The sequence below is a fragment of the Vibrio sonorensis genome, from assembly GCF_001854765.1.
In the GTDB taxonomy this organism is placed as follows: Bacteria; Pseudomonadota; Gammaproteobacteria; order Enterobacterales; family Vibrionaceae; genus Vibrio; species Vibrio sonorensis.
The window spans coordinates 20,035-45,792 of sequence record NZ_LJJE01000035.1 but is presented as its reverse complement, the minus strand read 5'-3'; the positions used below and the strand labels follow the sequence as shown (position 1 = coordinate 45,792).

General features: G+C 45.7%; 22 protein-coding genes and 4 pseudogenes. 4 read left to right on the top strand and 22 right to left on the bottom strand.

Annotation, left to right across the window (positions count from 1 at the left end):
• Positions 1-375: 375 nt before the first annotated feature.
• The 4 genes from BLO31_RS06205 to BLO31_RS06190 all read left to right on the top strand — a co-directional run bounded on the left by BLO31_RS06205 (position 376) and on the right by BLO31_RS06190 (position 4,752).
• Positions 376-882, top strand: a complete 507-nt coding sequence (locus BLO31_RS06205; RefSeq protein ID WP_245688403.1) for a sigma-70 family RNA polymerase sigma factor — start codon at positions 376-378, stop codon at positions 880-882.
• Positions 875-1,609 (top strand): DUF3379 family protein, encoded by a 735-nt coding sequence (locus BLO31_RS06200; protein WP_070963586.1) that lies wholly within the window; start codon positions 875-877, stop codon positions 1,607-1,609. The genes BLO31_RS06205 and BLO31_RS06200 overlap by 8 nt, the downstream gene beginning before the upstream one ends.
• 244 nt (positions 1,610-1,853) lie before the next feature.
• Positions 1,854-3,140 (top strand): outer membrane protein transport protein, encoded by a 1,287-nt coding sequence (locus tag BLO31_RS06195; protein WP_070963584.1) that lies wholly within the window; start codon positions 1,854-1,856, stop codon positions 3,138-3,140.
• A gap of 292 nt (positions 3,141-3,432) precedes the next feature.
• Complete coding sequence (locus BLO31_RS06190; protein ID WP_070963763.1) at positions 3,433-4,752, top strand: outer membrane protein transport protein; 1,320 nt, start codon at positions 3,433-3,435, stop codon at positions 4,750-4,752.
• Positions 4,753-4,811: 59 nt separating this feature from the next.
• On the opposite strand, the gene BLO31_RS06185 is transcribed toward BLO31_RS06190, so the two are convergent.
• The 22 genes and pseudogenes from BLO31_RS06185 to flhA all read right to left on the bottom strand — a co-directional run bounded on the left by BLO31_RS06185 (position 4,812) and on the right by flhA (position 25,604).
• Entirely contained in the window at positions 4,812-5,588 is a 777-nt protein-coding gene (locus BLO31_RS06185; RefSeq protein WP_070963582.1) for an MlaA family lipoprotein, read from the bottom strand.
• A 66-nt stretch (positions 5,589-5,654) separates the two neighbouring features.
• On the bottom strand, positions 5,655-6,866 hold the full coding sequence (gene ccmI, locus BLO31_RS06180; protein ID WP_070963579.1) for a c-type cytochrome biogenesis protein CcmI: 1,212 nt from the start codon (positions 6,864-6,866) through the stop codon (positions 5,655-5,657).
• Entirely contained in the window at positions 6,866-7,345 is a 480-nt protein-coding gene (locus BLO31_RS06175; RefSeq protein WP_070963577.1) for a cytochrome c-type biogenesis protein, read from the bottom strand. The genes ccmI and BLO31_RS06175 overlap by 1 nt, the downstream gene beginning before the upstream one ends.
• Positions 7,342-7,896, bottom strand: a complete 555-nt coding sequence (locus BLO31_RS06170; RefSeq protein ID WP_070963575.1) for a DsbE family thiol:disulfide interchange protein — start codon at positions 7,894-7,896, stop codon at positions 7,342-7,344. Before BLO31_RS06170 ends, BLO31_RS06175 begins: the two co-directional genes overlap by 4 nt.
• A pseudogene (locus BLO31_RS06165) lies at positions 7,889-9,855 on the bottom strand (heme lyase CcmF/NrfE family subunit). Before BLO31_RS06165 ends, BLO31_RS06170 begins: the two are co-directional and overlap by 8 nt.
• Positions 9,852-10,337 carry a cytochrome c maturation protein CcmE gene (gene ccmE / locus BLO31_RS06160; protein WP_070963573.1) on the bottom strand — a complete coding sequence of 162 codons (486 nt, stop codon included), beginning with the start codon at positions 10,335-10,337 and terminating at the stop codon, positions 9,852-9,854. The pseudogene BLO31_RS06165 and the gene ccmE overlap by 4 nt, the downstream one beginning before the upstream one ends.
• Positions 10,334-10,540, bottom strand: coding sequence for a heme exporter protein CcmD (ccmD, locus tag BLO31_RS06155; protein ID WP_070963571.1), 207 nt, complete (start codon positions 10,538-10,540; stop codon positions 10,334-10,336). The genes ccmE and ccmD overlap by 4 nt, the downstream gene beginning before the upstream one ends.
• Positions 10,541-10,545: 5 nt before the next feature.
• Positions 10,546-11,295, bottom strand: a complete 750-nt coding sequence (locus BLO31_RS06150; RefSeq protein ID WP_070963568.1) for a heme ABC transporter permease — start codon at positions 11,293-11,295, stop codon at positions 10,546-10,548.
• A 105-nt stretch (positions 11,296-11,400) separates the two neighbouring features.
• Positions 11,401-12,069 carry a heme exporter protein CcmB gene (ccmB, locus tag BLO31_RS06145; RefSeq protein WP_070963566.1) on the bottom strand — a complete coding sequence of 223 codons (669 nt, stop codon included), beginning with the start codon at positions 12,067-12,069 and terminating at the stop codon, positions 11,401-11,403.
• A 2-nt stretch (positions 12,070-12,071) separates the two neighbouring features.
• A complete protein-coding gene (gene ccmA, locus BLO31_RS06140; RefSeq protein ID WP_070963564.1) occupies positions 12,072-12,692 on the bottom strand; it encodes a cytochrome c biogenesis heme-transporting ATPase CcmA in 621 nt (206 codons plus the stop codon).
• A gap of 225 nt (positions 12,693-12,917) precedes the next feature.
• Complete coding sequence (locus tag BLO31_RS06135; protein ID WP_070963562.1) at positions 12,918-13,409, bottom strand: DUF2802 domain-containing protein; 492 nt, start codon at positions 13,407-13,409, stop codon at positions 12,918-12,920.
• Entirely contained in the window at positions 13,409-13,903 is a 495-nt protein-coding gene (locus tag BLO31_RS06130) for a chemotaxis protein CheW (protein ID WP_004413313.1), read from the bottom strand. The genes BLO31_RS06135 and BLO31_RS06130 overlap by 1 nt, the downstream gene beginning before the upstream one ends.
• Positions 13,904-13,940: 37 nt before the next feature.
• Positions 13,941-15,053, bottom strand: coding sequence for a chemotaxis protein CheW (locus BLO31_RS06125; protein WP_070963560.1), 1,113 nt, complete (start codon positions 15,051-15,053; stop codon positions 13,941-13,943).
• Positions 15,046-15,822 (bottom strand): ParA family protein, encoded by a 777-nt coding sequence (locus BLO31_RS06120; RefSeq protein ID WP_070963557.1) that lies wholly within the window; start codon positions 15,820-15,822, stop codon positions 15,046-15,048. The genes BLO31_RS06125 and BLO31_RS06120 overlap by 8 nt, the downstream gene beginning before the upstream one ends.
• A gap of 9 nt (positions 15,823-15,831) precedes the next feature.
• Positions 15,832-16,945, bottom strand: a pseudogene (locus BLO31_RS06115) (protein-glutamate methylesterase/protein-glutamine glutaminase).
• 24 nt (positions 16,946-16,969) lie between these two features.
• Positions 16,970-19,195, bottom strand: coding sequence for a chemotaxis protein CheA (locus BLO31_RS06110; RefSeq protein ID WP_070963555.1), 2,226 nt, complete (start codon positions 19,193-19,195; stop codon positions 16,970-16,972).
• Positions 19,196-19,204: 9 nt separating this feature from the next.
• On the bottom strand, positions 19,205-19,921 hold the full coding sequence (locus BLO31_RS06105) for a protein phosphatase CheZ (protein ID WP_070963553.1): 717 nt from the start codon (positions 19,919-19,921) through the stop codon (positions 19,205-19,207).
• 46 nt (positions 19,922-19,967) lie between these two features.
• Positions 19,968-20,336, bottom strand: coding sequence for a chemotaxis response regulator CheY (cheY, locus tag BLO31_RS06100; RefSeq protein WP_070963551.1), 369 nt, complete (start codon positions 20,334-20,336; stop codon positions 19,968-19,970).
• A gap of 45 nt (positions 20,337-20,381) precedes the next feature.
• Entirely contained in the window at positions 20,382-21,116 is a 735-nt protein-coding gene (locus BLO31_RS06095; RefSeq protein WP_070963548.1) for an RNA polymerase sigma factor FliA, read from the bottom strand.
• Positions 21,109-21,994: pseudogene (locus BLO31_RS06090) on the bottom strand (MinD/ParA family protein). Before BLO31_RS06090 ends, BLO31_RS06095 begins: the two are co-directional and overlap by 8 nt.
• Positions 21,995-22,007: 13 nt before the next feature.
• Entirely contained in the window at positions 22,008-23,480 is a 1,473-nt protein-coding gene (gene flhF / locus BLO31_RS06085; RefSeq protein WP_070963545.1) for a flagellar biosynthesis GTPase FlhF, read from the bottom strand.
• Positions 23,481-23,511: 31 nt separating this feature from the next.
• Positions 23,512-25,604: pseudogene (gene flhA, locus BLO31_RS06080) on the bottom strand (flagellar biosynthesis protein FlhA).
• Between the last annotated feature and the right edge of the window lie 154 nt (positions 25,605-25,758).

Below are 25,758 nucleotides of genomic sequence, written 5' to 3'. Positions count from 1 at the left end.
GCCAATTGAAATAATCAGTTTCCTGATTAGGAGAAAGTAAAGTCAGCCTTCAAAAGGAAGTGTCATCTTGCTCAACATGTTAACCACAAGGATTAACTAGATGACAAGATGTACTATAACGACTGTGAGGCGACAGATTTTGAATTAGATCAATTTTGTGTTGATTTATACTGGGTATTGAGTTGTTGAATGCTTGGTACTTTGATTTAAAACAAATTGTGGTAATAAAACCAAATTAATCAATGTGCTCGCGATCTCACAAAAATTTCGATAAGACCGCGTAATTAAAAGAATTTCACAGAGCATTCGGAGGCTCATGTGTCCGTTATCAATTTTTTTGGAAAGAAAAAGTCATCCAGTCCGGTCGAATCAGATATGGACAGACAAAGAAAATACGAAGCACTCGTCAGAGCCTACCATCGCGATCTTTACCGATACGCATATTGGCTGTGTAAAGATAAATCCATAGCGGAAGACCTAGTCCAAGAGACCTGTCTTCGAGCTTGGAAATCACTAGACAGTTTACAAGATGAAAAGGCAGCGAAATCTTGGTTAATTACCATTTTACGCCGTGAGAATGCGCGTCGCTTCGAGAGAAAGCAATTGGATCTGGTTGATATTGATGATTTTGGCAACGATGCCAAAGTCAGCGATGACCCTCACCATCAGTCGGAGTGGGTACAAATGCAAATCATGAAACTGGATGTGGATTATAGAGAGCCTCTGTTTCTTCAAGTCGTTGGCGGCTTTAGCGGTGAAGAGATAGGTGATATTTTAGGGCTCAACAAAAACACCGTTATGACCAGACTCTTTCGCGCGAGAAATCAATTGAAAGACATGTTGGATTCCGACACTAATCAGAGAGGACACCAAAATGGATGAGTTAGAATTCCGTCGTCGGGTGATGTCCGATCCGAAGCAAAGGGACAGCGACATCGTTGAAGCGATGCAAAACAGCGAAGCTAACAGCAAGTTTGTCGACGACATTATGGACTTAGATGTACAGATCGCCAAGGCAATGAACGTGGACGTGCCTGACGACCTCGCTGACCGTATTTTGTTTAATCAAACATCTTCAAGCCAACCTAATAACCTTGTAAAACCGACGTTTGCCCGTCGAGCGATGGCAATGGCGGCATCAGTTGCCTTTATGGCGGGTTTGTTGGCTGGCCAGCTTAACTGGAGCAACCTTCTAGTAACAGAAGCACAAGCGAGTTTAGCGGATACAGCAATGGAACACTTTATGGCTGAAAAGGCATTTATTGCCAATATTGATGAGCAAGTAAGCTTAAGCCAGATTAACGCCAAGATGCTACCGTTTGCTTACCAGCTCGCCAACCAGTTTCCTTACCATGTTTACTATCTAAATCATTGTGGGTTTGGCGACTCCAATGCCCTGCATATGGTCTTTGAAGGTAAACAAGGCAAAGTCACCTTGTTTATGACCAGCGTCTCTTCTCAGAGCAGCGTCAACTTTGTCGACAAAGGAATGATTGGTGTGGTTGAGCCTGTTGGTGACGCCAGTTTAATCCTAGTGGCTCACGAGGGTGAAGATGTAGCAATCATCGCCGAAAACATAGCTAAAATCATTAAGCCTAATGACGCATAACAATAGGGCCCGAGTCACAGACTTGGGTCCTATTATTTTCTTTATCAATTAGAGCTTTAGCTCTAATTCGAATATTTTTCCTGCATTTTCGTGCCAGATGCACATCATTTCAGCAATTTTCTATTCAAACTAGACAATGGTCGGATTTCTATAACCTATACTAGCGTCTAGTATCAGCCACTAACTGAGCTTTTGCTCAAATATATCGCCCACCTAGAGGCGAATAGAAAAAGGAAAAAGCAAAATGAACAACACGCGTCTGTTTAAAAAATCACTTATCGCAGTGACTATTACACTGGCATCTCAGCAAGCTCTCGCTGCTGGTTTCCAGTTAAACGCACAATCAGCAACGGGTATCGGCCGAGCTTTCGCTGGTGATGCTGTTATCGCTGATAACGCTTCCGTTATGGCTCGTAACCCTGCAGCTATGGCTCTCTTTGATAAAACTGAACTATCACTAGGTTTTGAAAGTATTACATCTCTTATTGAAGTAAAAGATGCAACTTACCAAAATAACCTTCCAGTGCTATCAGGTGGTTCCCCTATCATCGCTAGCGTTCCTGATAAAGATGATGTCGGTGCAACTTCGATTGCTCCTAACATTCACTTAATCGTTCCTGTAAATGACAAGTTTGCTTGGGGTGTTAACGCATATTCTAACTTCGGAACAAAAACCGAATTTGGTGACGATTATATCGCTAAAGAATACGGTGGCCTAACTGATGTTAAGAGCTTTAACTTTGGCTTAGCTGGCTCATATCGCGTTAACGATCAACTCAGCTTTGGTGCTGGCCTTGATCTAGTCTACGGTCAAGGAACCATGAAGCGTGGTAACCCTGGTCTATTCGGAAGCGCACCTTATGCACTAAACGTTGATAAAGCTGATGGCTGGGCACTTGGTTTCAACGTAGGCGCAGTCTACGAAGTTGATGAAAATAACCGATTTGGTTTTGCTTATCGTTACAGCCCAGAGTTCAAAGCTGAAGACGATAAAGGACAAGAAATCAACTTACCTTTACCTGATATCGCTGAATTCTCTGGTTACCACAAAATCGAAGATACTCAATTTGCGGTTCACTACAGTATCCAATACATTGGTTGGAGCTCATTCGACAAGATTGAGTTTAGAAACTTGAACTCTGCTGCATCACCAATTGGCAATTTGGGTGGTGGATCATATGACAAGTTGTACCAATGGCAAGATGGCTGGCACTACTCAATTGGTGGTACATACTACCTAAATAACGATTGGACTTTGCGTGCTGGTTACATGTACGACACCAGTGCACAAGATAGCCTAACTTCTATCTCTGTACCTGATTCTGATCGCCAATGGTTATCTACTGGTTTCACTTACCACATTGATAACGAGTCAAATATCGACTTTGGCTTTACCTACCTAATGGGTAAAGATGTTAAAGTAAACGAAGAGATTAAAGTACCTACTACAGGGTCAGTTGCAACTTCTATTTCGGCCACAACACACGCCGATGCAATCCTAGTTGGTCTACAATACAGCCGCTCTTTCTAAGCTGCTGAACTTTCGATTAAAAGGCTGGTTAAATAACCAGCCTTTTTTATTTCCCGGCCGTTAACCATCGCATTTCTGGCGCACAGGTGTGCCTTATTTTGCCTTTTTCGTATCACAAGTGTTCGCTCAAATAAAGATACATACCTTTAACAAATGGATTTATATACTGCCCCATCATCAAATTTAGGTTATTTACTCTGTTTTTGTTCAATACAGTGTTTTTAATTTTTAAAGTAATAACTCTAATCTTATGATTCTGCACTTGAATATTTTACTTTCAGCGAACATTACAATGAAAACAAATAAGTCTCTCCTATCTTTAACAGTTGCTAGTACGCTTGCTCTAACATCTGCAGGTGTTTCTGCTGCTGGCTTTCAGCTTGCCGAGTACTCTTCTACTGGTCTAGGTCGCGCGTACGCTGGCGAAGCTGCGATGGCAGACAACGCCAGTGCTCAATGGCGTAATCCGGCAATGCTCACTTACCTTGAAGGCACTCAGCTATCCACGGGCGCTATTTATGTCGATCCAAACTTAGATGTAGAAGGAACCGTTTCTCATCCAACTTTTGGTCAGCACAATGCTAGCTCAAAAGATTTTGCTAACAGCGCTGTCATTCCAAACTTTTACTTGTCTCATCAGATCAATAAGCAGTGGTTTGCCGGCTTAGCTTTGGGAACGAACTACGGTATGGAGACCGAGTTGGAGTCTGGATTTGCAGGCAGCCACTTTGGTAACCAAGCGATGATCAAGACTGTTGAAGTCAACCTAAACCTAGCGTATCAGCTCAATGCTGATTGGAGCTTAGGCGGCGGACTACGCTATGTAATGGGTGAAGGACACTTTGGTGCGGTTACGCCAAACCACTTACCATCGACGCCAACACCTATCACTGGAGGGGTTTTACCCGCAGCCGGTTCAACGTTGAAGTACATGGAAGGCGATGACACGGCATTTGGCTGGCAACTTGGTACCGCATGGCAAATCAACCCAGATCACCGTATAGGCTTTACCTATAAATCTGAGGTGGAGATGGAACTAGAGGGGTATGCTACTGGTGTCGGCTTTGGGCTTGCGCTTGCAAACGCAAAAGACAGCGGTTCTATGACACTTGCCCTGCCTGCAACAGCTGAAATTGCAAGCCACCACCAAGTGACTGAAGCATTGGCTCTACACATGTCGGTTAACTGGACGGATTGGAGCAGCTTCGAGAAATTAGAAGCGGTTCTAAACAATTACGGTACTCAGATGGTGAAAGTTGAGAACTGGGAAGATAACTATCGTTTTGCCATTGGCGCGACTTACCAAGTCGATTCTAAGCTAGCTGTGCGAACCGGTATTGCTTATGACACTTCTGCCGTCAGTGATCAGAATCGAACTATCACGATTCCAGAAACAGACCGCACATGGCTAAGTCTGGGTGCGACATATGACGTTTCCAAGGCTCTAACACTGGACGCGGGGATCACCTATATCATGGCGAAAGACGCTTCTATCAAAGAGTCTCGTGGTTATGATTCCGATGACAGCGCAGAAAAAGTAGGCGGACAGTTTGTTGGCACAACCACTGGTAATGTTTGGTTGATCGGTGTTCAAGCTAACTACCGTTTTTAACTAGTTAAACGAACAAGGCCTGACTATATGTCAGGCCTTTTTTAATTTAGGAAGGTTTTCTAAAAATCATCTAACAGATCATCGAGTTCTGCTTCTTCGTCGGCATTGTACTCATTGACTTCTATTTCAGCTTTGAAGTTTTGGCGCTGAATATAGACTTCACGCGTTAGCGCGTATGGGTCTGGAGAGTTATCGACCATTACTTCTTGCGATACCAATGCTGCTCGCGCTTCCATCCCTTCAAACGCCCACTTCCCGAGTGCTCCCCAGAAATTCAAATACGCCAACGGAATGTACATACTGTCGACAAAATCGGCACCGTCTCTAACTGTTGCTGGCCCGTATCCGGGTAACATTAAATAAGGTCCGTCTCCGACGCCATAATGGCCCACCGCGTCACCAAACTCTTTTTCTCCGTGGTCCGTTATACCCGCTTCCGACGCAATATCAATGAGGCCCAGTAAACCAAAGGTGGAATTTATCCAAAAGCGGTTAAAGTGGTCTAAAGCCTTACCACCGTTACCCATCAATAGGTTATTGATCATGCTAGCAGGTTCGTCTAAGTTACCCAAAAAATTGCTGATACCCGATCGGATAGGGCTAGGTACGAACTTAACGTAACCGATAGACACTGGTCTTACAAAATACGGGTCTAGATACTCGTAGTTTAACGTCCACATGCTTCTATTGAAGCTTTCGAATGGATCAAAAACTTGAGAATCTACTGAGTCGGACAGGATGTTATCACCATCATTTCCACTCGGTGGAGACGCACATCCACCCAACAATGAAAATGAAAGTAAAAGTAGCCACATCCATGATTTATGGCTCTGCATTATTATATTATTCCAATTAAAAAGGCCGACGAATCGGCCTTAAAGATAAACATAACGAAATAATCGTTAATACTGCTTATCTATTATTACCTCAACTGATTCCCCTAGTTTAACCGCTTCGCTTTCTCCAAACCAGTCCCCATCGCGAGTTGCTACATTTCCGTCGAGATCGACTCTCGCTCTCACTAGTAATTCTTTCAGTTGAGACAGCGAATTACCTTCCATCATGCTGTTACCATCGTCGAGTAATACCGTTCTAGGTAGCTGGCCTACTGGGTATCGAGCCGCTGCTATAGGCATAGGTGAGCCGTCTGCATTGTGCACTGAAACAATAAGTGCCGCATTTTCAGGAACCTGCACACCCTCACCCAGAGAAATGGTCACAGATACAGAAGCTCCTTGAGGGCCATCCATCTGTTGGGCAGCATTTTGAATACTGCGCTCTAGCATTTCAAATCGACTGTCCTGTGGGCCGATCATTTGCTGCATTGCACGCCAATAACGAATCGCGGCAGCATAGTCTTGACGCTCAAAAGCATCAAAGGCCAACAAAGAGAAGACGCGAATATCGACATAATCATTTTGGATAAGTTGACCCAACAACTTTCTTGCGGTGTCTTGGTCCATATCGTCGTGTGACAGCATTAGCGCTTGGGCGTAGCCGAGCTTAACATCGTCGCTTTCCGGTTCAGTTTTATACGCCCGTTTCATCGCACCGATTGCCGTTTCAACATCTCGATTTGCCAACGCTACTCGACCTAATAGCAACCACCCCGTTGAATCTTCTGGCTGATAATGCAACCGTGTACGCAATGCTAGAGTTAAATCTTCCATTTCGTCATCGGTTAACATCACGCCTTCCGGCGCCATCAACTTTTTAGATAGTGATGGTAAATTCGCACTCACCTCTTGCCACTGTTTTACATGGTCAGCAGCACCGAATTGCCAGTACATACCGTAAGAGAGCGCTAACACCAAAAGCATTGACGGTATCAAAACGAAAGCTGGAGAGATGTCACTTTGCTTCTTTTCAATCTGTTCACTGGGAACATCATCCAACAACGACTGTTTAAGTTCTGCGATCAGCTCTTGCTGATTGACCACTAAACCTTCGTCATTCTCTTCCTCAAGCTCGCTTAATCTGTCTTTGTAAAAAGCTTTGTTTAGCTCGTCTCGAAGGGCTTCGTCATCATTTTCTTTTCGACGTATAACCGGTAGTGCAACAACCACACAACTCAATACAATCAGAATGATTGAAGCTATCCAAAATAGTGTCATTACCGCTTATCTCCATCATTCTCTTCATCTAGCAGTGCTTTTAAGCGAGACTCTTTTTCTTCATCCCACACTTGTTCGTCATTTTGCGCCAATGGCTTGCGTCGGCTTCTCATCACAATAAAGCCGAAGCCAATCGCTATCACTACAAAGGGCCCTAACCAAAGTACTGACGTAGCAAGGGTAAATGGAGGTTGGTAAGTAACAAAATTGCCGTAGCGAGCAATCATATAATCGACAATTTCCTGCTTAGACTTCCCTTCTTTCGTCATTTCGTACACTTTCTGTCTCAAGTCTTGAGCCAGTTCGGCATTGGAATCAGAAATCGTGTTGTTTTGACACTTGGGACAACGCAGCGTATGTCCAAGCTCTTTAAACTGCTGCTCTTGCTCTAGCGAGTCGAACTCATAAACTTCGATAGCGGCATAGCTCATCGATGTAAAAGCAAGAAATACACACAAAGCGATTAAAAGGCGTTTCATTGTTTCGCCTCCTCTACCATTGCTTGATACAGAGGTTGCAATTTTTCCTGCCAGTTAGTCGGATTGACATCACCAACGTGGCGATAGCGAATCACGCCTTTCGCATCGATTAAAAAGGTCTCCGGCGCACCGTAGACACCTAGGTCAAGGCCTAACATACCATTGCCATCAAACAAGCTGATTAAATAGGGATTACCGAGATCATTTAGCCAACCAATCGCTTTACCGCGATCATCTTTGTAATTCAAGCCTATGATCTTGACACCTTGCGCCGCTAACTCGTTGAGGTACTGATGTTCCGCGTAACAGGTTGGGCACCATGTCGCCCACACGTTGAGAAGCAGAGGTTCACCCTCAAAAATGGCTTGATCGTATAGTTTTCCCGGCTCGGCCAAATCTTCCAACTTGAATTTTGGTACTTCTTTGCCAATCAACACCGACTCGAGCTTAGTCGGATCATCTCCCGCTGAGTTCTTAGCCAGTTGCAAAGCAAACACAGCGACTAGCGCCATAAAAGCCACAAGGGGAATATAGAGTATTTTCTTATTCATCTGCGGCTCCTTGCTTTTTAGAAGACTTACGGAAACGGTAACGGCGATCACTAATTGCTAAAGCGCCACCAATAGACATGATCAGAGAACCTGCCCAAATCCAACGCACAAAAGGTTTGTAGTAAATTCTTACCGCCCATGATTTATTGTCATCAAGCGTTCACCCATAGCGATATACAAATCACGAGTCACTCCACGATCGATTGCCGCTTCGGTCATCATCGAACGCGCTGTCGTATAGAAACGTTTTTCAGCGTGAAGTGTATTTATATACTGACCATTATGCGTGATTTCAAAGTCGGCGATATAACCATCATAGTTAGGTCCGTCATTATCTCGCAGGCCAGAGAAGTAAAAATCGTAACCTTGAATTTGGAAATGTTCACCAGGTGCAAGTCTTACGTCTCTTTCGATACTGTAATTTTGCACCATCGCTATACCAATCACGGTAACCGCCAAGCCAATATGACCAAGCATCATTGCCCAATGGCTGCGCTGCAGTTTGCGGACGCCTTCCACAAACGAGTGTCTATGAGTGGCACGCTGGTGAAGTTCGTAGATGTGCAGACCGATAATCCAGAATGCCATTACCCACCCTAGATATGCCATAAACAGGAAGTAGTCTGAGAACAAGTAAACACAGATCGCGGCCAAAACCAGCGAAGCGATACCTGTCACTATCATAGGTTTAGCGATATTCGATAAATTATCGCGCTTCCAACGAATCAAAGGCCCAATACCCAAGAAGAATGAGAAAGGGATCATCAGCCATGCAAAGAGCATATCGAAGAAAGGAGCACCAATTGATACAGAGCCCAAACCAATCTGCTTGTGCACTAGGGGTAATAAGGTTCCGACTAGCACGATAACCAAAGCGGCTATCAACAACACATTATTGACAAGTAATGCATTTTCTCTGGAGATCAAATCAAAGCTTCCGCGAACGCGAACGGACGCTCCTCTCAAGGCAAATAGCAGTAATGAACTGCCAATGACCACGACTAAGAAGCCAAGGATAAACATGCCTCTAGCAGGATCGGAAGCAAAGGCGTGAACCGAGACCAAAACCCCAGATCGCACTAAAAAGGTACCTAAAAGGCTTAACGAAAACGCCGAAATCGCTAGTAAGACCGTCCAAGCTTTAAAGGTTCCTCTTTTTTCCGTTACCGCCAAAGAGTGCATAAGTGCAGTACCGACAAGCCAAGGCATAAAGGAAGCGTTCTCAACTGGATCCCAGAACCACCAGCCACCCCAACCTAATTCGTAGTATGCCCACCAAGAGCCAAGCGCAATCCCCAACGTCAGGAACAACCATGCGGCCGTTGTCCAAGGGCGAGACCATCTAGCCCATGCAGTATCTAAACGACCTGAGATAAGTGAAGCGATAGCAAAAGAGAACGCCACGGAAAAACCCACATATCCCATGTAAAGCATAGGTGGGTGAACAATTAACCCCGGATCTTGAAGCAATGGGTTGAGATCTCGCCCATCGACCGGAAAGTAGGGTAAGGTTCTTAGGAAAGGGTTTGACGTAACAATGATAAACAGCAGGAACCCGACAGTGATCATGCCCATGACGGCCAAAACCCTAGCGACACTTTCCTGCGGCATACCGCGACTAAATGTTGCTACAGCCACCGTCCACGCAGCCTGAATGAGTACCCAAAGCAATAGAGAGCCTTCGTGTGCCCCCCAAACTGCGGTGATTCGATAGTACCAAGGCAGTTGGCTGTTCGAGTTACTCGCTACGTATTGAAGAGTGAAATCGTTAACGTAAAACGCCCAGCAAAGAATAACGAACGAAACCAACAGCAGTAAAAACATCCCCCAAGACAAAGGTCTTGCCGTGTTCATCAGCATGGTATTGTTCTTGGATGCACCAATAAGCGGCAACAAACTCAGTAGCAATGCCAGTGGCAAAGAAACGATTAGGGCAAAATGGCCAATTTCAGCAATCATAGACCACTACCCTGTTTTTGCTCTTCAGAATATTGCAGCGGCGCGTGAGTTTTTTTCATCGCTTCAGCAACTTCTGGTGGCATGTATTCTTCATCGTGCTTAGCGAGAACTTCAAACGCTTCTACAGTTGTTGCATCCTTTAAAACGCCTTGCGCGACGATGCCCTGACCTTCGCGGAAAAGATCAGGTAATATACCTTCGTATTCTATGGTGACAATTGGACCAACATCGTGTAGATCAAAAGAGACCTTCAAAGAGTCGCTATCTCGTCTAACCGAGCCTACAACCACCATCCCACCGATGCGAAGTCGTTGACCAACTTCAGGTTTAGTACCATCTGGTTTGCCATTGACTAGTTCAGTGGGAGTATAAAAAAGATCCATATTCTGGTTTAACGCATAAATCATTAAACCTATGGTGGCACTCATACCAATAAAAATGGCAAGAACAATACCGAGCCTCTTTTTACGTCTTGGGTTCATAGGGTATTCTCCAGATTTTTAGCGGCGTCAATTCGAGCTTGGCGCGCTAACTTTGCTTCTACTTCTTTTAATAGGGACTTGCTGCGACGAGCGCTCACAAACAACAATACAAACATGGCAATAAAGGTGATACCAAAAGCACTCCAAACGTAGGAGGCGTAACCACCCATAGCAAAAAAGTCTGATAACGATTCAAAATGCATACTAATTACCCCACCACACTTTTCTTAGTTGCCAAAGCCTCAACCCAAGGGCGGTGGCTTTCCTTGCTGATAATTTCATTCCTGAACCGAACCAATGTGACAGCTGCAAAAAAGAACGCAAAGCCAAAAATGTTAAGCAGCAGAGGCCACAACATATCGTTCGAAATTGACGGTTTAGCAAATTTTGTGATGGTTGCACCTTGGTGAAGTGTGTTCCACCACTCAACCGAGAAGTGAATGATTGGCAGGTTAACCACGCCAACAATGGCAAGGATACCTGCTGCCTTTGCGGCTGTTTTTTGATCATCAAATGCGTGGTAGAGTGCAATCACACCCAGATACAAGAATAGAAGAATCAGCTCAGAGGTTAAACGAGCGTCCCAAACCCACCATGTTCCCCACATAGGTTTACCCCATATAGCGCCCGTGATCAGTGCGATAAAGGTATACACAGCTCCAATAGGTGCCATAGCTAGGGCCGCCATATTAGAGAGCCTTAATTGCCAAACAATGCCGATAAATGCGGCAATCGCCATCGACATATAGACACCCATGGACCATATTGCAGAAGGCACATGGATGTAGATGATCCTAAAACTATCACCTTGCTGATAGTCGGAAGGGGCAAACGCCAATCCCCAAACTGAGCCCATGGTTAAGCATGCAAAGGCCAGTACTGAGAACCACGGTAAAAGCTTACCACTAAGTAGGTAAGCTGCTTCGGGCTTGGCATAAGGATGGAGCCATTTCCACATGGTTTGATCTCACTTTTACTTCATTGTGTCCCAGTGACATTCTGGAACGTTTTTATAGTTGTGTAATGTAATAAACGGGAATTTTTCGTGCTTGATCGAAAACAACTAATTGACACTTACCCGCAGTGCGGCCGAAATCGCCACTGGTGTCAAAGTCATTGCCCCTGCTAACATCGCACCTAAAACGGCCAGTTGTCCGTTGTAGGCCATACCCAGCGACGCCGCATCAATGGCAGAGGTAGCAAATATTAGTATGGGTATATACAAGGGAAGGATCAGCAAACTCAGCAGTACCCCGCCCTTTTGTAAGCCCACCGTCAAGGCCACGCCAATTGCGCCCAAAAAGCTCAGGGTTGGCGTACCTATAATCAGTGTCAGCACAATGGCTAACCACGAATCAAAACTCAAAGACAGCAGTATCGCTAACAAAGGACTAATCAAGATTAATGGTAGTCCAGTCAAGATCCAATGTGCAGCAACCTTTGATATCACCACTACAGATAGTGGTACGGGCATCAGCATCATCTGCTCTAGAGCACCGTCTTGAAAATCGTCCCTAAACAACCTTTCGAGTGACAGCAACGCAGACAGTAATGCCGCTACCCAGACTATTCCCGCAGAGATCCGCGCCAGCAGATTCGGCTCTGGTCCAATACTCAGTGGGAACAAAGTGATGACGATGATAAAAAACCAAAGGGGGTTAAAAATATCGGCTTGACGACGAAAAGCGATAAGTAACTCTCGGCGAATGATACTGTTCATAGTGGCAATCATAGTCATTCACCCAACTTAATTTTGCGCAATTTAGGGTTGTCTGAAAACATGTCTTGGTGAGTCGTCAGCACAACGATCCCCCCCGATTCCGCATGATTGAGAAACAGTGATTCAAGTACTTTTACGCCTTGTTTATCGATGGCGGTTAGCGGCTCATCGAGTATCCATAGCTTGTGTTCACTAAGCCAGAGTCTTGCCAACGCAACGCGTCTTTGCTGACCGGCAGAAAGTTGAGCTACCGGTACGTCTTCTCGCCCTGCCAAACCTACTTGCATTAAAGCTTGGTAGATGCGCTCTTTGTCGACTTTAACTTGACTGTGAACCGATAGATAGAAGCGCAAATTTTCGAATGCAGTAAGCTCTCGCTTAACCCCTGTTTGGTGACCCAGAAAGAGAAGATCTTGGTGAAAGCTCTCGCGATCACTTTCTATCGTTTTTCCATTCCAGAGGATATCGCCATGTTCTCTATCGCCAAGCCCAGCAACTATGCGTAAAAGCGTTGTTTTACCCGTGCCATTTCGCCCTTCAATTTGAACCAGTTCACCGGTATCAATAGTAAAGGAAAGGGACTCGAACAAGATTCTTTCATCACGGATTGCGGTGAGTTGTTTTACTTCTAGCATTCAAAATCACAATACAAATTTCAGACGCTTATATTACCACAGCAAGAGTGTGGCGAAACACAAATAGACCTTTACGAGTCACGAAACTCGGTAAGAAACTGTTAATATTTAATCATAATGTGTAGTAACTACCACTAAATGGTTACATTACAAGCGAACGCAAAGTAAGGAGAGATTGTGTATAGCAAGGAAATAAAAAGGCACCAATCGATGCCTTGTTAACTGTTATTTTCTAGCGGACTTTCTACGCTCAGGAGGCCGCTTTTCTGGAGAGCTTGAGAGTGGCGGAACATCCTCTTTACCGGATATTTTGTTTTGCAGCGACATCATAAGCTCCGCTTCCGCTTTTGGCAGCTCGCACTCTTCGATGAGTTCATCGAGATCAGCGCCCAATTGCACCATTTTGCTTGCTCTTGAATACAAGCGACCATCGCTATCTGCTTGTTCTAGCTCTTTAATACGCTCGTTTAGCAAAGCAATAATGTCTTGCTGTTCACTGATTTTCTGCCCCAGTCCGACAACAACCGACCGAACTTCAAGCAATTGCTTATTCGCTTTCTGTAGCTCTCTGTCTAACAATCGATTTTGCTGTCTATTGTGATCCGAAACGCGAGAAATACCGCTTCTAAGTCTCCACAATGTGAGCAACAGAAGTAATACAACAAGTGCAGCAGCACCAGCTATCACTGGTGCACTAAGCAAAAACGAACTACTCATTACAGATGAGCCATTTCATCCCATTCTTCATCAGTAAGAAGTTTGTTTAGGTCAACCAAGATCAGCAACTTGCCATCGCGGTTGCTTACACCTTGAATAAACTTCGCACTTTCATCGGTACCGACACTTGGTGTGGTATCGATTTCAGAAGAACGCAGGTAAACCACTTCAGCAACGCTATCGACAAGAATACCGATTACCTGATGCTCAGACTCGATAACGATAATACGAGTGTTATCAGTAATTTCGCCTTCCATCAAGCCAAAGCGCGAACGAGTGTCGATAACCGTTACAACGTTACCACGTAGGTTGATAATACCTAAAACATAGTCAGGAGCACCCGGAACCGGCGCAATTTCAGTATAGCGAAGTACTTCACGTACTTGCATTACGTTGATGCCGTAGGTTTCTTCTTCAAGCTGGAACGTCACCCACTGAAGTACTTCGTCATTCGACTGTTCTTTTCTCACTTCGACTTCATTCGTTTGAGACATACCTAATCCTCTCTAAGCCATTTCTGGCATAAGTGTTTTAATTATCAAGTGCTTTTACATCAAGCCCTGCATTAAGCATAGCTATCAATGCTTCAACATGTATCAAAGCACACATTTTTTCTTTGACCATGCCCGCAAGCCAAGGCCTTTTACCAGCTGTTTCACGCCAGCGGACTTTCTCAGTGTTTAATAATTCTGTGCCAAGCAGCTCGGTGGAGGCCAAGCCCCACATACTTTCACCAAGCATAACAATATACTGATATTGTTGCTTATATTCTTCGTCTGTCAATTTTTCGGCCATCACCCATCGAGCGGTATCAACCACATCTAACTTATTGTCACGGCTGTTTTGCAGACCGAGATACCACTGTGGCTTACCAATGATGTGATTGAGCTCTTCCATGCGGTGGATTCCCCCCAACTCGTCTAGGGGTACAGCGAAGGTTACGCCATTTACATCGAAATAGAGCACTTGGAAGTCGACATCCCTTGCCGTGCTTTGCCATGTGTGTAACCCATGACCGCCAGCCTGAGTCTCTAATTCTGCGCTCTCTGCAATGTCGACAACGGGTTCGTCTGCTATGGGTTCTTCTACTTGTTGTACTTGAACCGCAGCTTCAACAACTGGTTCTTCGACCACTTCAACTTGTGGCTCGATGGAAAACTCAACACTTACATCCTCAACCGTTGTTTCCTCGATATCGACGACAATCTCTTCGACAACAGGCTCAACCGTTACAGCTTCTGTTAAATTTTCAATGTCCCAATCTTGGATCTCTTCTTCTGCTACCAGAGCAGACGCTGCTTCTGTCAGTTCAGGAGTTTTCTCAAAAATGGCTTCGGTGTTTTGGACCATTACCTCTTCGAGATCAAGCTCCGCCACTGGATTACTAGATTCGAGCTGCTGAAGTAGCTTTTCAACATCTTCTAAGTTGGGTAATTCAACCTCTTCGGTCGGCAAGTGATAGTAACTTTTCCCTTCAGCCACTTGCGGTAATGGCTCTAAATCCTGAGCCATTTCTTCGGTACCGCTCAGCGCTTCCGGTTCAGTACTCGCTTCTACCAGTTCTTCTTCAAACTCATCGTCTAGGAGAGCGGAGAAGTACTCATCTAAAGCTTGTTCACTGGAAAGCAAAGTTGAATCACTCATCAATCGACAACCTCTCTAAATAGAGTAAAAGTTGCTTGTAAGCGAAAACACCACGGCTGCCAGAAGCAAAGTGAGAAACGGGAAGGTTCTTCAAACTTGCATCTCGAAACTTTGTATCAATGGGAACAGCGGACGACCAGACTTGACTTGGGTAGTCTTTTTTCAGCTGTTGTAGTGTTTGCAATGAAGCGTTGGTTCGCTTGTCGTACATAGTAGGAACAATGGTGACTTTAAAGGCTTTATTACGCGATTTTTGCATTATCGCCAGTGTTCGCACCATACGCTCCAAACCCTTCATGGCTAGGAATTCGGTTTGTACTGGGATAAGAATCCGGTCACTTGCCGCCAAGGCATTAACCATCATTACGCCAAGGATAGGCGGACAATCAATGAGGACGTAATCATATTTTGTCTTTATGGACATCAAAGCGCGTTTAAGGATAAGTCCCATACCACTGCGATTACCCATAACGCGGTCAAGTGTAGCAAGAGACATATGCGCCGGTAGTAGGTCTATGTTCTCAATATCAGAGCGCATCACCAAAGGTAGTACCGTGTCTTCGTTGTACTCTTTTAGCTGGAAGAGGTCGAACAGACTCGATGGCACACCGTCGGAATCATAACCGAGATAAGTGGTTAGCGAGGCATGGGGATCGGTATCGACAAGTAAAACTCGTTTACCTTGTTTGCTTAACAAACCCGCTAAGGTGATGGTTGTTGTTGTCTTACCTACGCCACCTTTTTGGTTAGCAATGCTCCATACAATCATCAACGACCTCTATGACAATCCCAACTCAACCAACATACGTTCAGCAATGCGTTCCAGCGGTAGATCTTCTGTTGACAGACCTGCCTTGCTACAGCCTGAGGCATACCATAAACGACACAACTTTCTTCATCTTGCGCCCAGATAGTCGAACCAGCCGTTTTTAACATGCGAGCACCTTCGCGACCATCAGCACCCATGCCGGTTAATACCATTGACATGACCTTGTCTGCGTATATTTTTGCCGCACTGCCAAATGTCACATCGACACAGGGTTTGTAGTTCATACGCTCGCCACCATCTATCACGCGTAGCTTAGCGGTTCCCGGTCTGCCCTCTATCATCATCTGTTTGCCACCAGGAGCGAGATACGCCACCCCTGGTTTTAGTGCATCGCCATCTTCAGCTTCTTTAACCTGAATCTTACACAAAGAGTTCAATCGACTTGCAAATGCGGCGGTAAACGTCGCCGGCATATGTTGGATTAACACGATCGGATTTGGGTAGTTTGCTGGCAGCTTGGTCAAAATTTTCTGTAATGCTACTGGCCCTCCTGTCGAGGTACCAATTGCGGTTAGCTGATATTTTTTACCGCTCGCTTTAAAACGTGTTGCCGCTGACGCCGTTGCTGGCCTTGCCGTTTGTCTTCCCGCTAGCGGAGAAGTCGTCGTTCTTGTCGGCGCACTTGCTGTGGTAGTGCGAAGAGAAGATGGACGTCTCATCACTCCGCGCTTCGAGGCAATTTGAATAACCCTTTGTTGAAGCAGGCTCACTGCTTCATCACGGTTGCGCGCTATATCTTCAAATTTCTTCGGCAGAAAATCCAATGCTCCCGCTTCCAATGCATCTAATGTCGCCTTCGCTCCTTCATGGGTCAAAGACGAGAACATCAGGATTGGAATCGGCTGTTTAGCCATAATTTCACGAACAGCTGTAATACCGTCCATTACCGGCATTTCGATGTCCATAGTGATAACATCTGGCTTTAGCTTTAAGGCCTTTTCTACCGCTTCTTTTCCGTTTGTGGCGATATCCATCACTTCCAGCGAGGTTCAGAGTTAATAATCTCACTCACCCTGCGGCGGAAAAAACTTGAATCATCAACAACTAATACTTTGATCGCCATAGTTTCCCTTTTGTTTTAATACCTTTAGATTCGCGAAGCAGCGGCGTACTGTTTAAGCAAATCAGGTACGTCAAGAATAAGCGCAATATGACCATCACTTGTAATGGTTGCACCCGCCATACCTGGCGTCCCTTGTAGCAAGTTATCTAGTGGTTTAATCACCACTTCTTCTTGTCCGATCAGGGTATCGACAACAAAACCAACGCGCTGGCTACCAATCTGCACTATAACTACGTGTCCGTGTCCTTTGCGCAGTTCTACTTGGCCAGCCTGAGGCGCAAGCCAATTTTGCAGATAGAACAGAGGAATAGACTTTTCTCTGACAATAATTGTCAATTGACCATCAACAACGTTGGTACGGCTTAAGTCTAAATGGAAGATTTCGTTCACACTTGCCAGTGGCAGTGCAAATGGGTTGCCCGCAACACCAACCATAAGCGTTGGCAAAATTGCGAGGGTCAGTGGAACCTTAATGGTGATCTTGGTTCCTTTACCCATTTCAGAATCGATATCGATCGAGCCGTTTAGCGTATTGATGGCCGTTTTCACAACGTCCATACCCACACCTCGGCCTGAAATATCAGAAATTTGCTCTTTACTGGAGAAGCCCGGCATAAAGATAAGGTTGAAACATTCCTTATCCGTCAGTCTTGACGCTGCGTCTTCATCCATAACACCGCGCTTCACTGCGATGGCGCGAAGCTTATCAGGATCCATACCACCGCCATCATCTACGATAGCCAGTTCGATATGGTCACCTTCCTGAGATGCCGATAAAATCACTTTACCCGTGCGAGGCTTGCCAGCCTTTTGACGGTCATCCGGCATTTCAATACCGTGGTCAACCGAGTTTCGAACCAAGTGGATCAAAGGATCGGCAAGTGCTTCTACTAAGTTCTTATCAAGATCCGTGTCTTCACCACGCATCTCTAAATTAATATCTTTCTTTAGGCTTCTTGCTAGGTCACGTACCACGCGAGGGAAGCGGCCGAATACTTTCTTAATTGGCTGCATTCGGGTTTTCATCACCGCGCCTTGCAAGTCCGCTGTCACCACGTCTAAGTTGGCTACCGCCTTCGACATCTCTTCGTCGTTGCTATTTAGGCCTAAGCTCAGTAGTCGGTTGCGAACCAATACTAACTCACCCACCATATTCATAATGGTATCAAGGGTTGAAGTATCTACTCGAACCGTCGCTTCTGCCTGCGGTTTCTTAGCTTGAGTCGCTGGTGTTGCCGCTTCTTTCGTTGCAGGTGGCTTAGCTTCTGCTTTCGGTGCAGGTTTAGGTGCCGCCGCTTTAGGGGCTGGTGCAGGTTCTGGAGCTTTAGGTGCTGGAGCGGCTGCTTGGCTAGCAGCCTGTGTGGCCGCAGCAGGTTTTGTTGCTGCTTCTAACTCTTCCACTGACGGGCCTTTGCCCGAACCGTGCAATTGATCAAGAAGTTTTTCAAACTCCTCATCCGTCATTAGGTCGTCATCACCACCAGCGGCAGATGGTGCAGCAGGAGCGGGTTGACTCGGCGCCGGAGGCGGAGTAACGGCTGCTGTTTCTGCTTCACCGGGGCCTTTGCCCACACCGTGCAATTCATCTAGCAGTTTTTCGAATTCATCGTCGGTGATATCACCACTTGCGTCTGCCGAAGCTGCTGGGGTTTGCGGTGCAGTTGCTGCTTGCTCTTCAGTACCCGGCGCGCTTCCTTTGCCGTGTAACTCATCAAGTAGTGCTTCAAACTCATCTTGAGTAATTTCGTCAATCGAACTTGCTTCGGAAGCAACTGGCTCTGGTGTTGGTGTGGGTGCTTCAACAACTTCTTCAACAACTGGCTCAGCTGGAGCGGTTTCGGCAACCGCCTCATCAGCAGATTCTGGTTTGCTGAGTCGGTGTAACTCATCGAGTAGATCTTGTTCTGCCGGTGTCAGTGGTTCTCTATCTTGAACCGCTTGGAACTGCTCATTAACGGTATCCAATGCTCGTAGCATGGTATCCATTAAGCTCGCGCTCACTTGTCTTTGTCCATTGCGGAGAATGTCAAACACGTTCTCTGCACCGTGACAGGTATCAACCAGCTCGGTAAGAGACAAGAAACCAGCACCACCTTTTACCGTGTGGAACCCGCGGAAAATCGCGTTAAGAAGGTCTTTATCGTCAGGGTTGTTTTCTAAATCGACCAACTGTTCGGATAGAAGCTCAAGGATCTCCCCTGCCTCTACTAAAAAGTCCTGAAGAATATCTTCGTCTAAATCGTAGCTCATACGTTACCTCTAAAACCCAAGACTAGAGAGAAGGTCGTCGACTTCATCTTGTGATGAAACCGCGTCTTCTCGTTCTTGAGGATTAAGAATCGGCCCTTCTGGATCCACCGATGTGTTCTTCTTGTTTTTCGACTCTTCCAACTGGCTAGCACCGAACGCTGTTAGTATCTCAACTAAACGTCCTTCTACTTCATTCACCAACGTAATAACACGGCGAATAATTTGCCCAGTTAAATCCTGAAAATCTTGAGCCATCAAAATTTCGGTTAACTGCCCTCGCAGCTCAGAGCTGTCACCCTCAACCTGACCCAATAAGTCATCGATGTGATGACATAATTTTTTAAACTCTTCTAGCTCAATGCGACCACGCATCAATTGATTCCATTGCGGTCTTACTTTGAGTAAACCCTCGTGAAGATTGTCCGCAATTGGCATACAACGATCTACGGCATCCATCGTTTTATTTGCAGCCACTTCGGTCTTGTCAATAACGTATTGGAGGCGGTCCCTTGCGTCTGGGATTTCGTCATTGGCAATTTCGCTCATGCGTGCATCTACGCTAAATTGCTTTATGGATTCGTGCAGATCTCTTGTTAGCTCACCAATCTCCTGAAGCATTGGATTGTTTCTGGAGTGGTACATTTGCGTGACAAGAACGTCTGCTTCGTCTTCTTGACCAGTTTCCAACAGTTCAACCAGTTGTTTTGCCTGTTCTAATGAAATCATCCTGAATTGGCCTTTATCGCCTGAACATTTTAATCAAAGAGATCGCTTATAAGCGCTCAAAGATTTTATCTAGTTTTTCTTTAAGAGTAGCCGCTGTAAATGGCTTAACAATGTAGCCATTAACGCCTGCTTGAGCCGCTTCGATAATCTGCTCACGCTTAGCTTCGGCAGTGATCATTAGAACAGGAAGGTGCTTAAGCTCTTCGTCGGAACGGATATGTTTGAGCAAATCAATCCCTTGCATACCTGGCATGTTCCAGTCAGTTACAACAAAATCAAATTCGCCTTTCTTGAGCATAGGCAGAGCGGTAAGGCCGTCATCGGCTTCCTGAGTATTGTTAAAACCCAAGTCGCGAAGCAGGTTCTTAACGATACGGCGCATTGTTGAGAAGTCATCAACAATTAGGATTTTCATGTTTTTATTCAAAATTGCCTCCACTGAGTTTGATGTCAGTGATTTCTAGTCATTGTTTGTCCACGCACTCAGCTTGGTGCGTAAACGCTGCATGGATTGGCTAAGTATTTGGCTAACACGTGACTCGCTTACTCCAATTACTTCGCCGATTTCTTTTAAGTTTAACTCTTCATCATAATAGAGTGAAAGTACCAAAGCTTCACGTTCTGGAAGCGATTTTATTGATTCAATCAATGCTTTGCGGAAAAATTCATCAGCTACACCTTTAAATGGTGAGTTGTTTTCTTCATCTTCCGCAGGACCGATCACATCTTCTGATACCCCCAAATCTTCTATACCAACAAGACGTGAGCAATTGATATCTGTTAAGGCAGTGTGGTACTGCTCTATTGTCATATCCAGATGTTTCGCCACTTCAGCATCGGTCGGATCTCTATTGAGCTCCCCTTCTAAGGTTGAAATGGCTTGGCTAATTTCACGGCTGTGCTTGTGCACTGAGCGGGGAACCCAGTCTCCACGGCGAATATCGTCAAGCATGGCTCCGCGAATACGGATACCGGCATACGTTTCAAAGCTGGCACCTTTGCTGCCATCATAATTTTTTTGCGCTTCAAGCAATCCGATCATGCCTGCTTGAATCAAATCTTCAACTTGCACACTAGGAGGCAATCGCCCAACAAGATGATGAGCGATGCGCTTCACCAGCACCGAGTACTTTTCTAAAAAAGCTCGCTGGCTATTTTGGTTGGCATATTGGTCATAGGTCAGCGCCTTATTCACCAAATGGTTCCTCTAACATCTCTGTCCGATTTAATAAACGTTCAACAAAAAACTCCAAATGTCCACTTGGCGTTTTCGGTATTGGCCAAGTTAACGCTTTGTTGGCTAATGAGCCCAAAGCTAAAGACGCTGGGGAACGCGGGAAGGCGTCCACGACAATCTTTTGTTTTTTAACCGCTTGTCGAACTTTATCATCTAATGGAATACAAGCGACGAGCTCAAGGCTCACATTTAAGAATCGCTCTGTGACCAAGGTCAATTTTGCGAACAATTCCCTACCTTCTCGGTAGCTTCTCACCATGTTAGCAACAATTTTAAAACGTTGAACTTGGTGTTCTTTACTTAATAATTTTATTAATGCATAGGCATCGGTGATAGACGTAGGTTCATCACATACCACCACCACCACATCTTGGCAGCCCGTGAAAAGCTCACAACCATATCCGAGATACCCGCCGCAGTATCGATGAGAAGCACATCCATCTCATCTTCTAAGCTACCAAAGGCGCGAATCAACCTACGTGTTGAGCGTGGCTCAGCTCTGTCATCGACTGCGTACCAGAGGTCGCAGGAATGATTTTTATACCATGCGGCCCTTCTACAATAGCATCCTGAAGATCACATTCGCCAGCCAAAACGTGCCCTAAATTGCGTTTCGGTCGAATTCCGAGCATTACGTCAACATTTGCTAGGCCTAAGTCAGCATCAAGAACCATAACTTTCTTGCCTTGACGTGCCATGCAAATCGCCAAACCCAGAGTCACATTTGATTTGCCAACGCCACCTTTACCACCGGTGACGGAAATAACTTTCGTTAACGATGGCTGTGTTAAGCGGCGCAAACCGCTTGCTTGGTCATTTATCATCTTATTTGTCATAATCGTCCGCCGCCTAGAACCTCTCTGCTTCACTATTCCAGTAGTGAGGCTCATTATCTGTCGACATCTCTAGTAATTCGTTTGCCTTTGCTACCATGTATTTGGGTTGTGCCAATACAATGTCTTCAGGCACCCTCTGACCATTTGCGATATACGAAACCGGCAATGCATTCTCGACCACCACGCTGATGAACTCTCCTAAGCTAAGAGACTCATCAAGCTTGGTCATAATGCAACCCGACAACGGAATTCGCTTGAAGTGTTCTATCGTTTCTTGTAGTACTTTGCGCTGCGCTGTGGCAGGCAACACAAGATAGCTGTGGATCACTTCTCCGCTCTCTTGCATCAATGTATCGAGTTGCTCTGAAAGCCTGACATCTCTTTGTCCCATACCGGCTGTATCGACTAAAATCAGGCGACGATTCCTTAACTGATAAATTACATCGGCTAACTCATTGGAATCTTTAGCAACTTTTACTGCACATCCCATAATTCTTCCATAGATCGCCAATTGTTCATGGGCGCCTATGCGATAAGTGTCCGTCGTTACCAAAGCAACGTTGTCCGAACCGAACTCCATGGCGGCTCTCGCTGCTAACTTGGCGATTGATGTCGTTTTACCCACACCCGTTGGCCCTAATAGGGCAACGACGCCACCGCGCTTTAATATATCCTGTTTGGATACTGGAATCTGGTCCGCAACAAGACCTAACAGTGCTTTCCACGCCTTTTGCGGCTGAGTATCCTCTGGGATATAACAGGCGAGCTGGTCGGCCAGTTCAGCCGAGACCCCCATGCGCTCTAACCGCTTGATAAGCATAGCTCGCAATGGCTCTCTACGTTCAACTTCTTGCCACATCAGTCCAGAAACTTGATGCTCTAAAAGACGGCGAATTGACGTCATCTCTTCGCGCATGTCTTCTAATTCTTGACCGGAAATCTGGTTTTCCTGCGGTCTATTGCGCTCAAAACGGCTCGGATCTAAACGCGGCTCTTGCTTAGGCTGTCTAGTATCTTCTGCGATGAGCCTTGCGAGTGGGGAATCGCTTTTCAATTGAGCGCCGTTGTTATCTGAACGCGAAGCTGCTTGTCTTTTTAACAAGCCGCTCAATGAATCTTGTTCCGTTTTTTCCGGTTCGCCATTGCTGTACTGTTTCAACATATTGGCAAACTTTTTCGTCATCGACGGAGAAGGGGCTTCTTGGTTCTTTGGTCGACCTAGGCTGACTTTATCGTCGGCTAGGGAGCGCTGCAGTTGAGAGGCTTGGGCAGTGCCCGTACTCTCGGTTTGCCTAGGTCGGGAGTTATAGTTGGCTTTGCTCTGTGAAGACATGGCCGCCGCTGATTCGCCATCAACCGCTGCAACTATCTCTACTCCGCCTGCGACTTTTTTATTCGACATGATCACGGCATCCACCCCAAGTTCTTCCTTAACTTGAAGTAATGCTGTGCGCATGTCTTTGGCAAAAAATCGTTTTATCTTCAAAATGGATGTCCGCTATTTTTTTGCAACTACTTTAGTTGCCCACTGCCTGTACGATTCTTATTTGCTTCTCATCGGGTATTTCTTGATAAGAAAGTACTCGCAATGATGGAATCGTATTCTTTACAAACTTCGCGAGGGTTGATCTCAACACGCCCGAAGTAAGCAGAACGGCAGGTTCACCTTTAAGTTCCTGCTCTTGCGTTGCTTGACTGAGTGAGACTTGTAAACGCTCAGCCAATCCCGGTTCTATTCCCGCAGACTCACCGCCAGAGGCCTGCATTGTTTGATGCAATATTTGTTCCAGCTCTGGGATAAGTGTTATCACTGGCAGTTCAGGCTCTATACCATTGATTTCCTGAACAATTAGACGTTTTAGAGAGATCCTAACCGCAGCAGTCAAAATGTCGGGTTCTTGACTCTTAGAGGAGTATTCTGACAAGGTTTGAACGATAGTTCGGATATCTCTAATTGGAACGGCTTCGTTAAGTAAATTTTGTAGCACTTTGACTACCACACCCAGTTGAAGCTGGTCAGGTACAAAGTTTTCGATAAGCTTAGGCGCTGAACGGCCCAGCATTTCGAGTAGATTTTGCACCTCTTCATGGCCGATAAGCTGTGAAGCATTATTGGTCAATAGTTGGCTGAGATGAGTCGCCAACACGGTAGAAGAGTCGACTACCGTATAACCCAACGCTTGGGCGTGCTCGCGCTGCTCATCTCGTATCCAAACCGCTTCCAATCCAAATGCGGGGTCGATGGTTGGCTCACCTTCTATCATGCCGTAAACCTGGCCGGGGTTGATCGCCAGTTCTTGATCTGGACGTATCTCTGCTTCTCCAACCGCAACTCCCATCAAAGTGATGCGGTAACTATTTGGCGTTAACTCTAGGTTGTCGCGAATATGAACAGCAGGGATAAGAAAACCAAAGTCTTGTGACAGTTTCTTACGCACCCCTTTCACCCGTTCAAGCAGCTCCCCGCCCTGATCTCTGTCCACCAGAGGGATCAGGCGGTACCCTACTTCTAGTCCAATAACATCCACAGGCTGAACATCATCCCATGACAACTCTTTGGGCGTAGGTGAGTCTTTTTCAACGGCTTCGGGTAACTTGGCTTTCTCTTCTTTTTGCTGCTGTTTGCGTTTGATGTAAAACGCTGAACCGATAGCCAAAGCCGCCAATAGTAAAAATGCAAAATGAGGCATTCCCGGAACAATGCCCATCACCGCCAAGATTGCGCCAGTGATAAATAACGCTTTAGGGTTGTCGAACATTTGGAAGACAACCTGCTGACCCATATCTTCATCGGTATTCTGACGCGTAACCATAATTGCCGCGCCAATCGAGAGTAGTAACGAAGGAATTTGAGCGACCAAACCATCACCAATGGTCAGCAAGGTGTAAATTTGAATCGCATCGCCAAAGCCCAGATCGTACTGAGCCATACCGATAGACAAACCACCGATAATGTTGATAAAGAGAATTAAAATACCAGCGATGGCATCCCCTTTAACAAATTTTGACGCACCATCCATCGAACCGTAGAAGTCCGCTTCTTTGGTCACTTCTTGGCGCCTTGTTCTCGCCTGATCTTGATCGATTAAGCCCGCGTTTAAATCCGCATCTATGGCCATCTGTTTACCCGGCAAAGCATCTAGAGTGAATCGTGCACTTACCTCAGAAATACGCCCCGCACCTTTGGTTACTACCATGAAGTTAATGATCATAAGGATCAAGAAGACCACAAGACCAACGGCATAGTTGCCGCCAATCACAACGCTACCAAACGCTTCAATTACGCTACCAGCAGCGCCTGTACCTTCGTGACCATAAAGAAGTACGACACGCGTCGACGCCACGTTCAGCGCCAGTCTTAACAAGGTTGCAATTAAAAGTACGGTTGGGAACGCCGCAAAATCCAACGGGCGGCGGGTGTAAACCGTCACCAATAAGACCACCATGGCGAGTGCAATGTTAAAGGTGAAGAATAAGTCGAGTAGAAATGGTGGTATCGGTAACACCACCATAGCCAACGTCGCCAATACCATGATAGGCGCACCAATAGCTGGCATCGCCTCTGTGGAATAGGAGGCAACTTATCCGCAAATGGAAGAGTAAATTTCATAGTTTGGCTGGCTATTATTTATTAAAATTTGAGTCACTTAGCTCTTATATGCAATATCCAGTCCAGTTAAAATGTCAATTTTATGGCTAGCTTTTGGATAACAACTAAAAAGAGAGCCGTAGCAACGACTCTCTTTTGACATTAATTAAATGGA

Coding starts and splice junctions, on each gene's coding strand:
- BLO31_RS06200 (WP_070963586.1), top strand. CDS start 875: ATGGATGAGTTAGAATTCCGTCGTCGGGTGATGTCCGATCCGAAGCAA.
- BLO31_RS06170 (WP_070963575.1), bottom strand. CDS start 7,896: ATGAATAAGAAAATACTCTATATTCCCCTTGTGGCTTTTATGGCGCTA.
- BLO31_RS06195 (WP_070963584.1), top strand. CDS start 1,854: ATGAACAACACGCGTCTGTTTAAAAAATCACTTATCGCAGTGACTATT.
- ccmB (WP_070963566.1), bottom strand. CDS start 12,069: ATGATTGCCACTATGAACAGTATCATTCGCCGAGAGTTACTTATCGCT.
- BLO31_RS06135 (WP_070963562.1), bottom strand. CDS start 13,409: ATGAGTAGTTCGTTTTTGCTTAGTGCACCAGTGATAGCTGGTGCTGCT.
- ccmI (WP_070963579.1), bottom strand. CDS start 6,866: ATGACACTATTTTGGATAGCTTCAATCATTCTGATTGTATTGAGTTGT.
- BLO31_RS06175 (WP_070963577.1), bottom strand. CDS start 7,345: ATGAAACGCCTTTTAATCGCTTTGTGTGTATTTCTTGCTTTTACATCG.
- ccmE (WP_070963573.1), bottom strand. CDS start 10,337: ATGAACCCAAGACGTAAAAAGAGGCTCGGTATTGTTCTTGCCATTTTT.
- BLO31_RS06190 (WP_070963763.1), top strand. CDS start 3,433: ATGAAAACAAATAAGTCTCTCCTATCTTTAACAGTTGCTAGTACGCTT.
- BLO31_RS06205 (WP_245688403.1), top strand. CDS start 376: ATGGACAGACAAAGAAAATACGAAGCACTCGTCAGAGCCTACCATCGC.
- BLO31_RS06110 (WP_070963555.1), bottom strand. CDS start 19,195: ATGAGCTACGATTTAGACGAAGATATTCTTCAGGACTTTTTAGTAGAG.
- BLO31_RS06130 (WP_004413313.1), bottom strand. CDS start 13,903: ATGTCTCAAACGAATGAAGTCGAAGTGAGAAAAGAACAGTCGAATGAC.
- ccmA (WP_070963564.1), bottom strand. CDS start 12,692: ATGCTAGAAGTAAAACAACTCACCGCAATCCGTGATGAAAGAATCTTG.
- cheY (WP_070963551.1), bottom strand. CDS start 20,336: ATGAAAATCCTAATTGTTGATGACTTCTCAACAATGCGCCGTATCGTT.
- BLO31_RS06120 (WP_070963557.1), bottom strand. CDS start 15,822: ATGATTGTATGGAGCATTGCTAACCAAAAAGGTGGCGTAGGTAAGACA.
- BLO31_RS06185 (WP_070963582.1), bottom strand. CDS start 5,588: ATGCAGAGCCATAAATCATGGATGTGGCTACTTTTACTTTCATTTTCA.
- ccmD (WP_070963571.1), bottom strand. CDS start 10,540: ATGCATTTTGAATCGTTATCAGACTTTTTTGCTATGGGTGGTTACGCC.
- BLO31_RS06105 (WP_070963553.1), bottom strand. CDS start 19,921: ATGATTTCATTAGAACAGGCAAAACAACTGGTTGAACTGTTGGAAACT.
- BLO31_RS06125 (WP_070963560.1), bottom strand. CDS start 15,053: ATGAGTGATTCAACTTTGCTTTCCAGTGAACAAGCTTTAGATGAGTAC.
- BLO31_RS06150 (WP_070963568.1), bottom strand. CDS start 11,295: ATGTGGAAATGGCTCCATCCTTATGCCAAGCCCGAAGCAGCTTACCTA.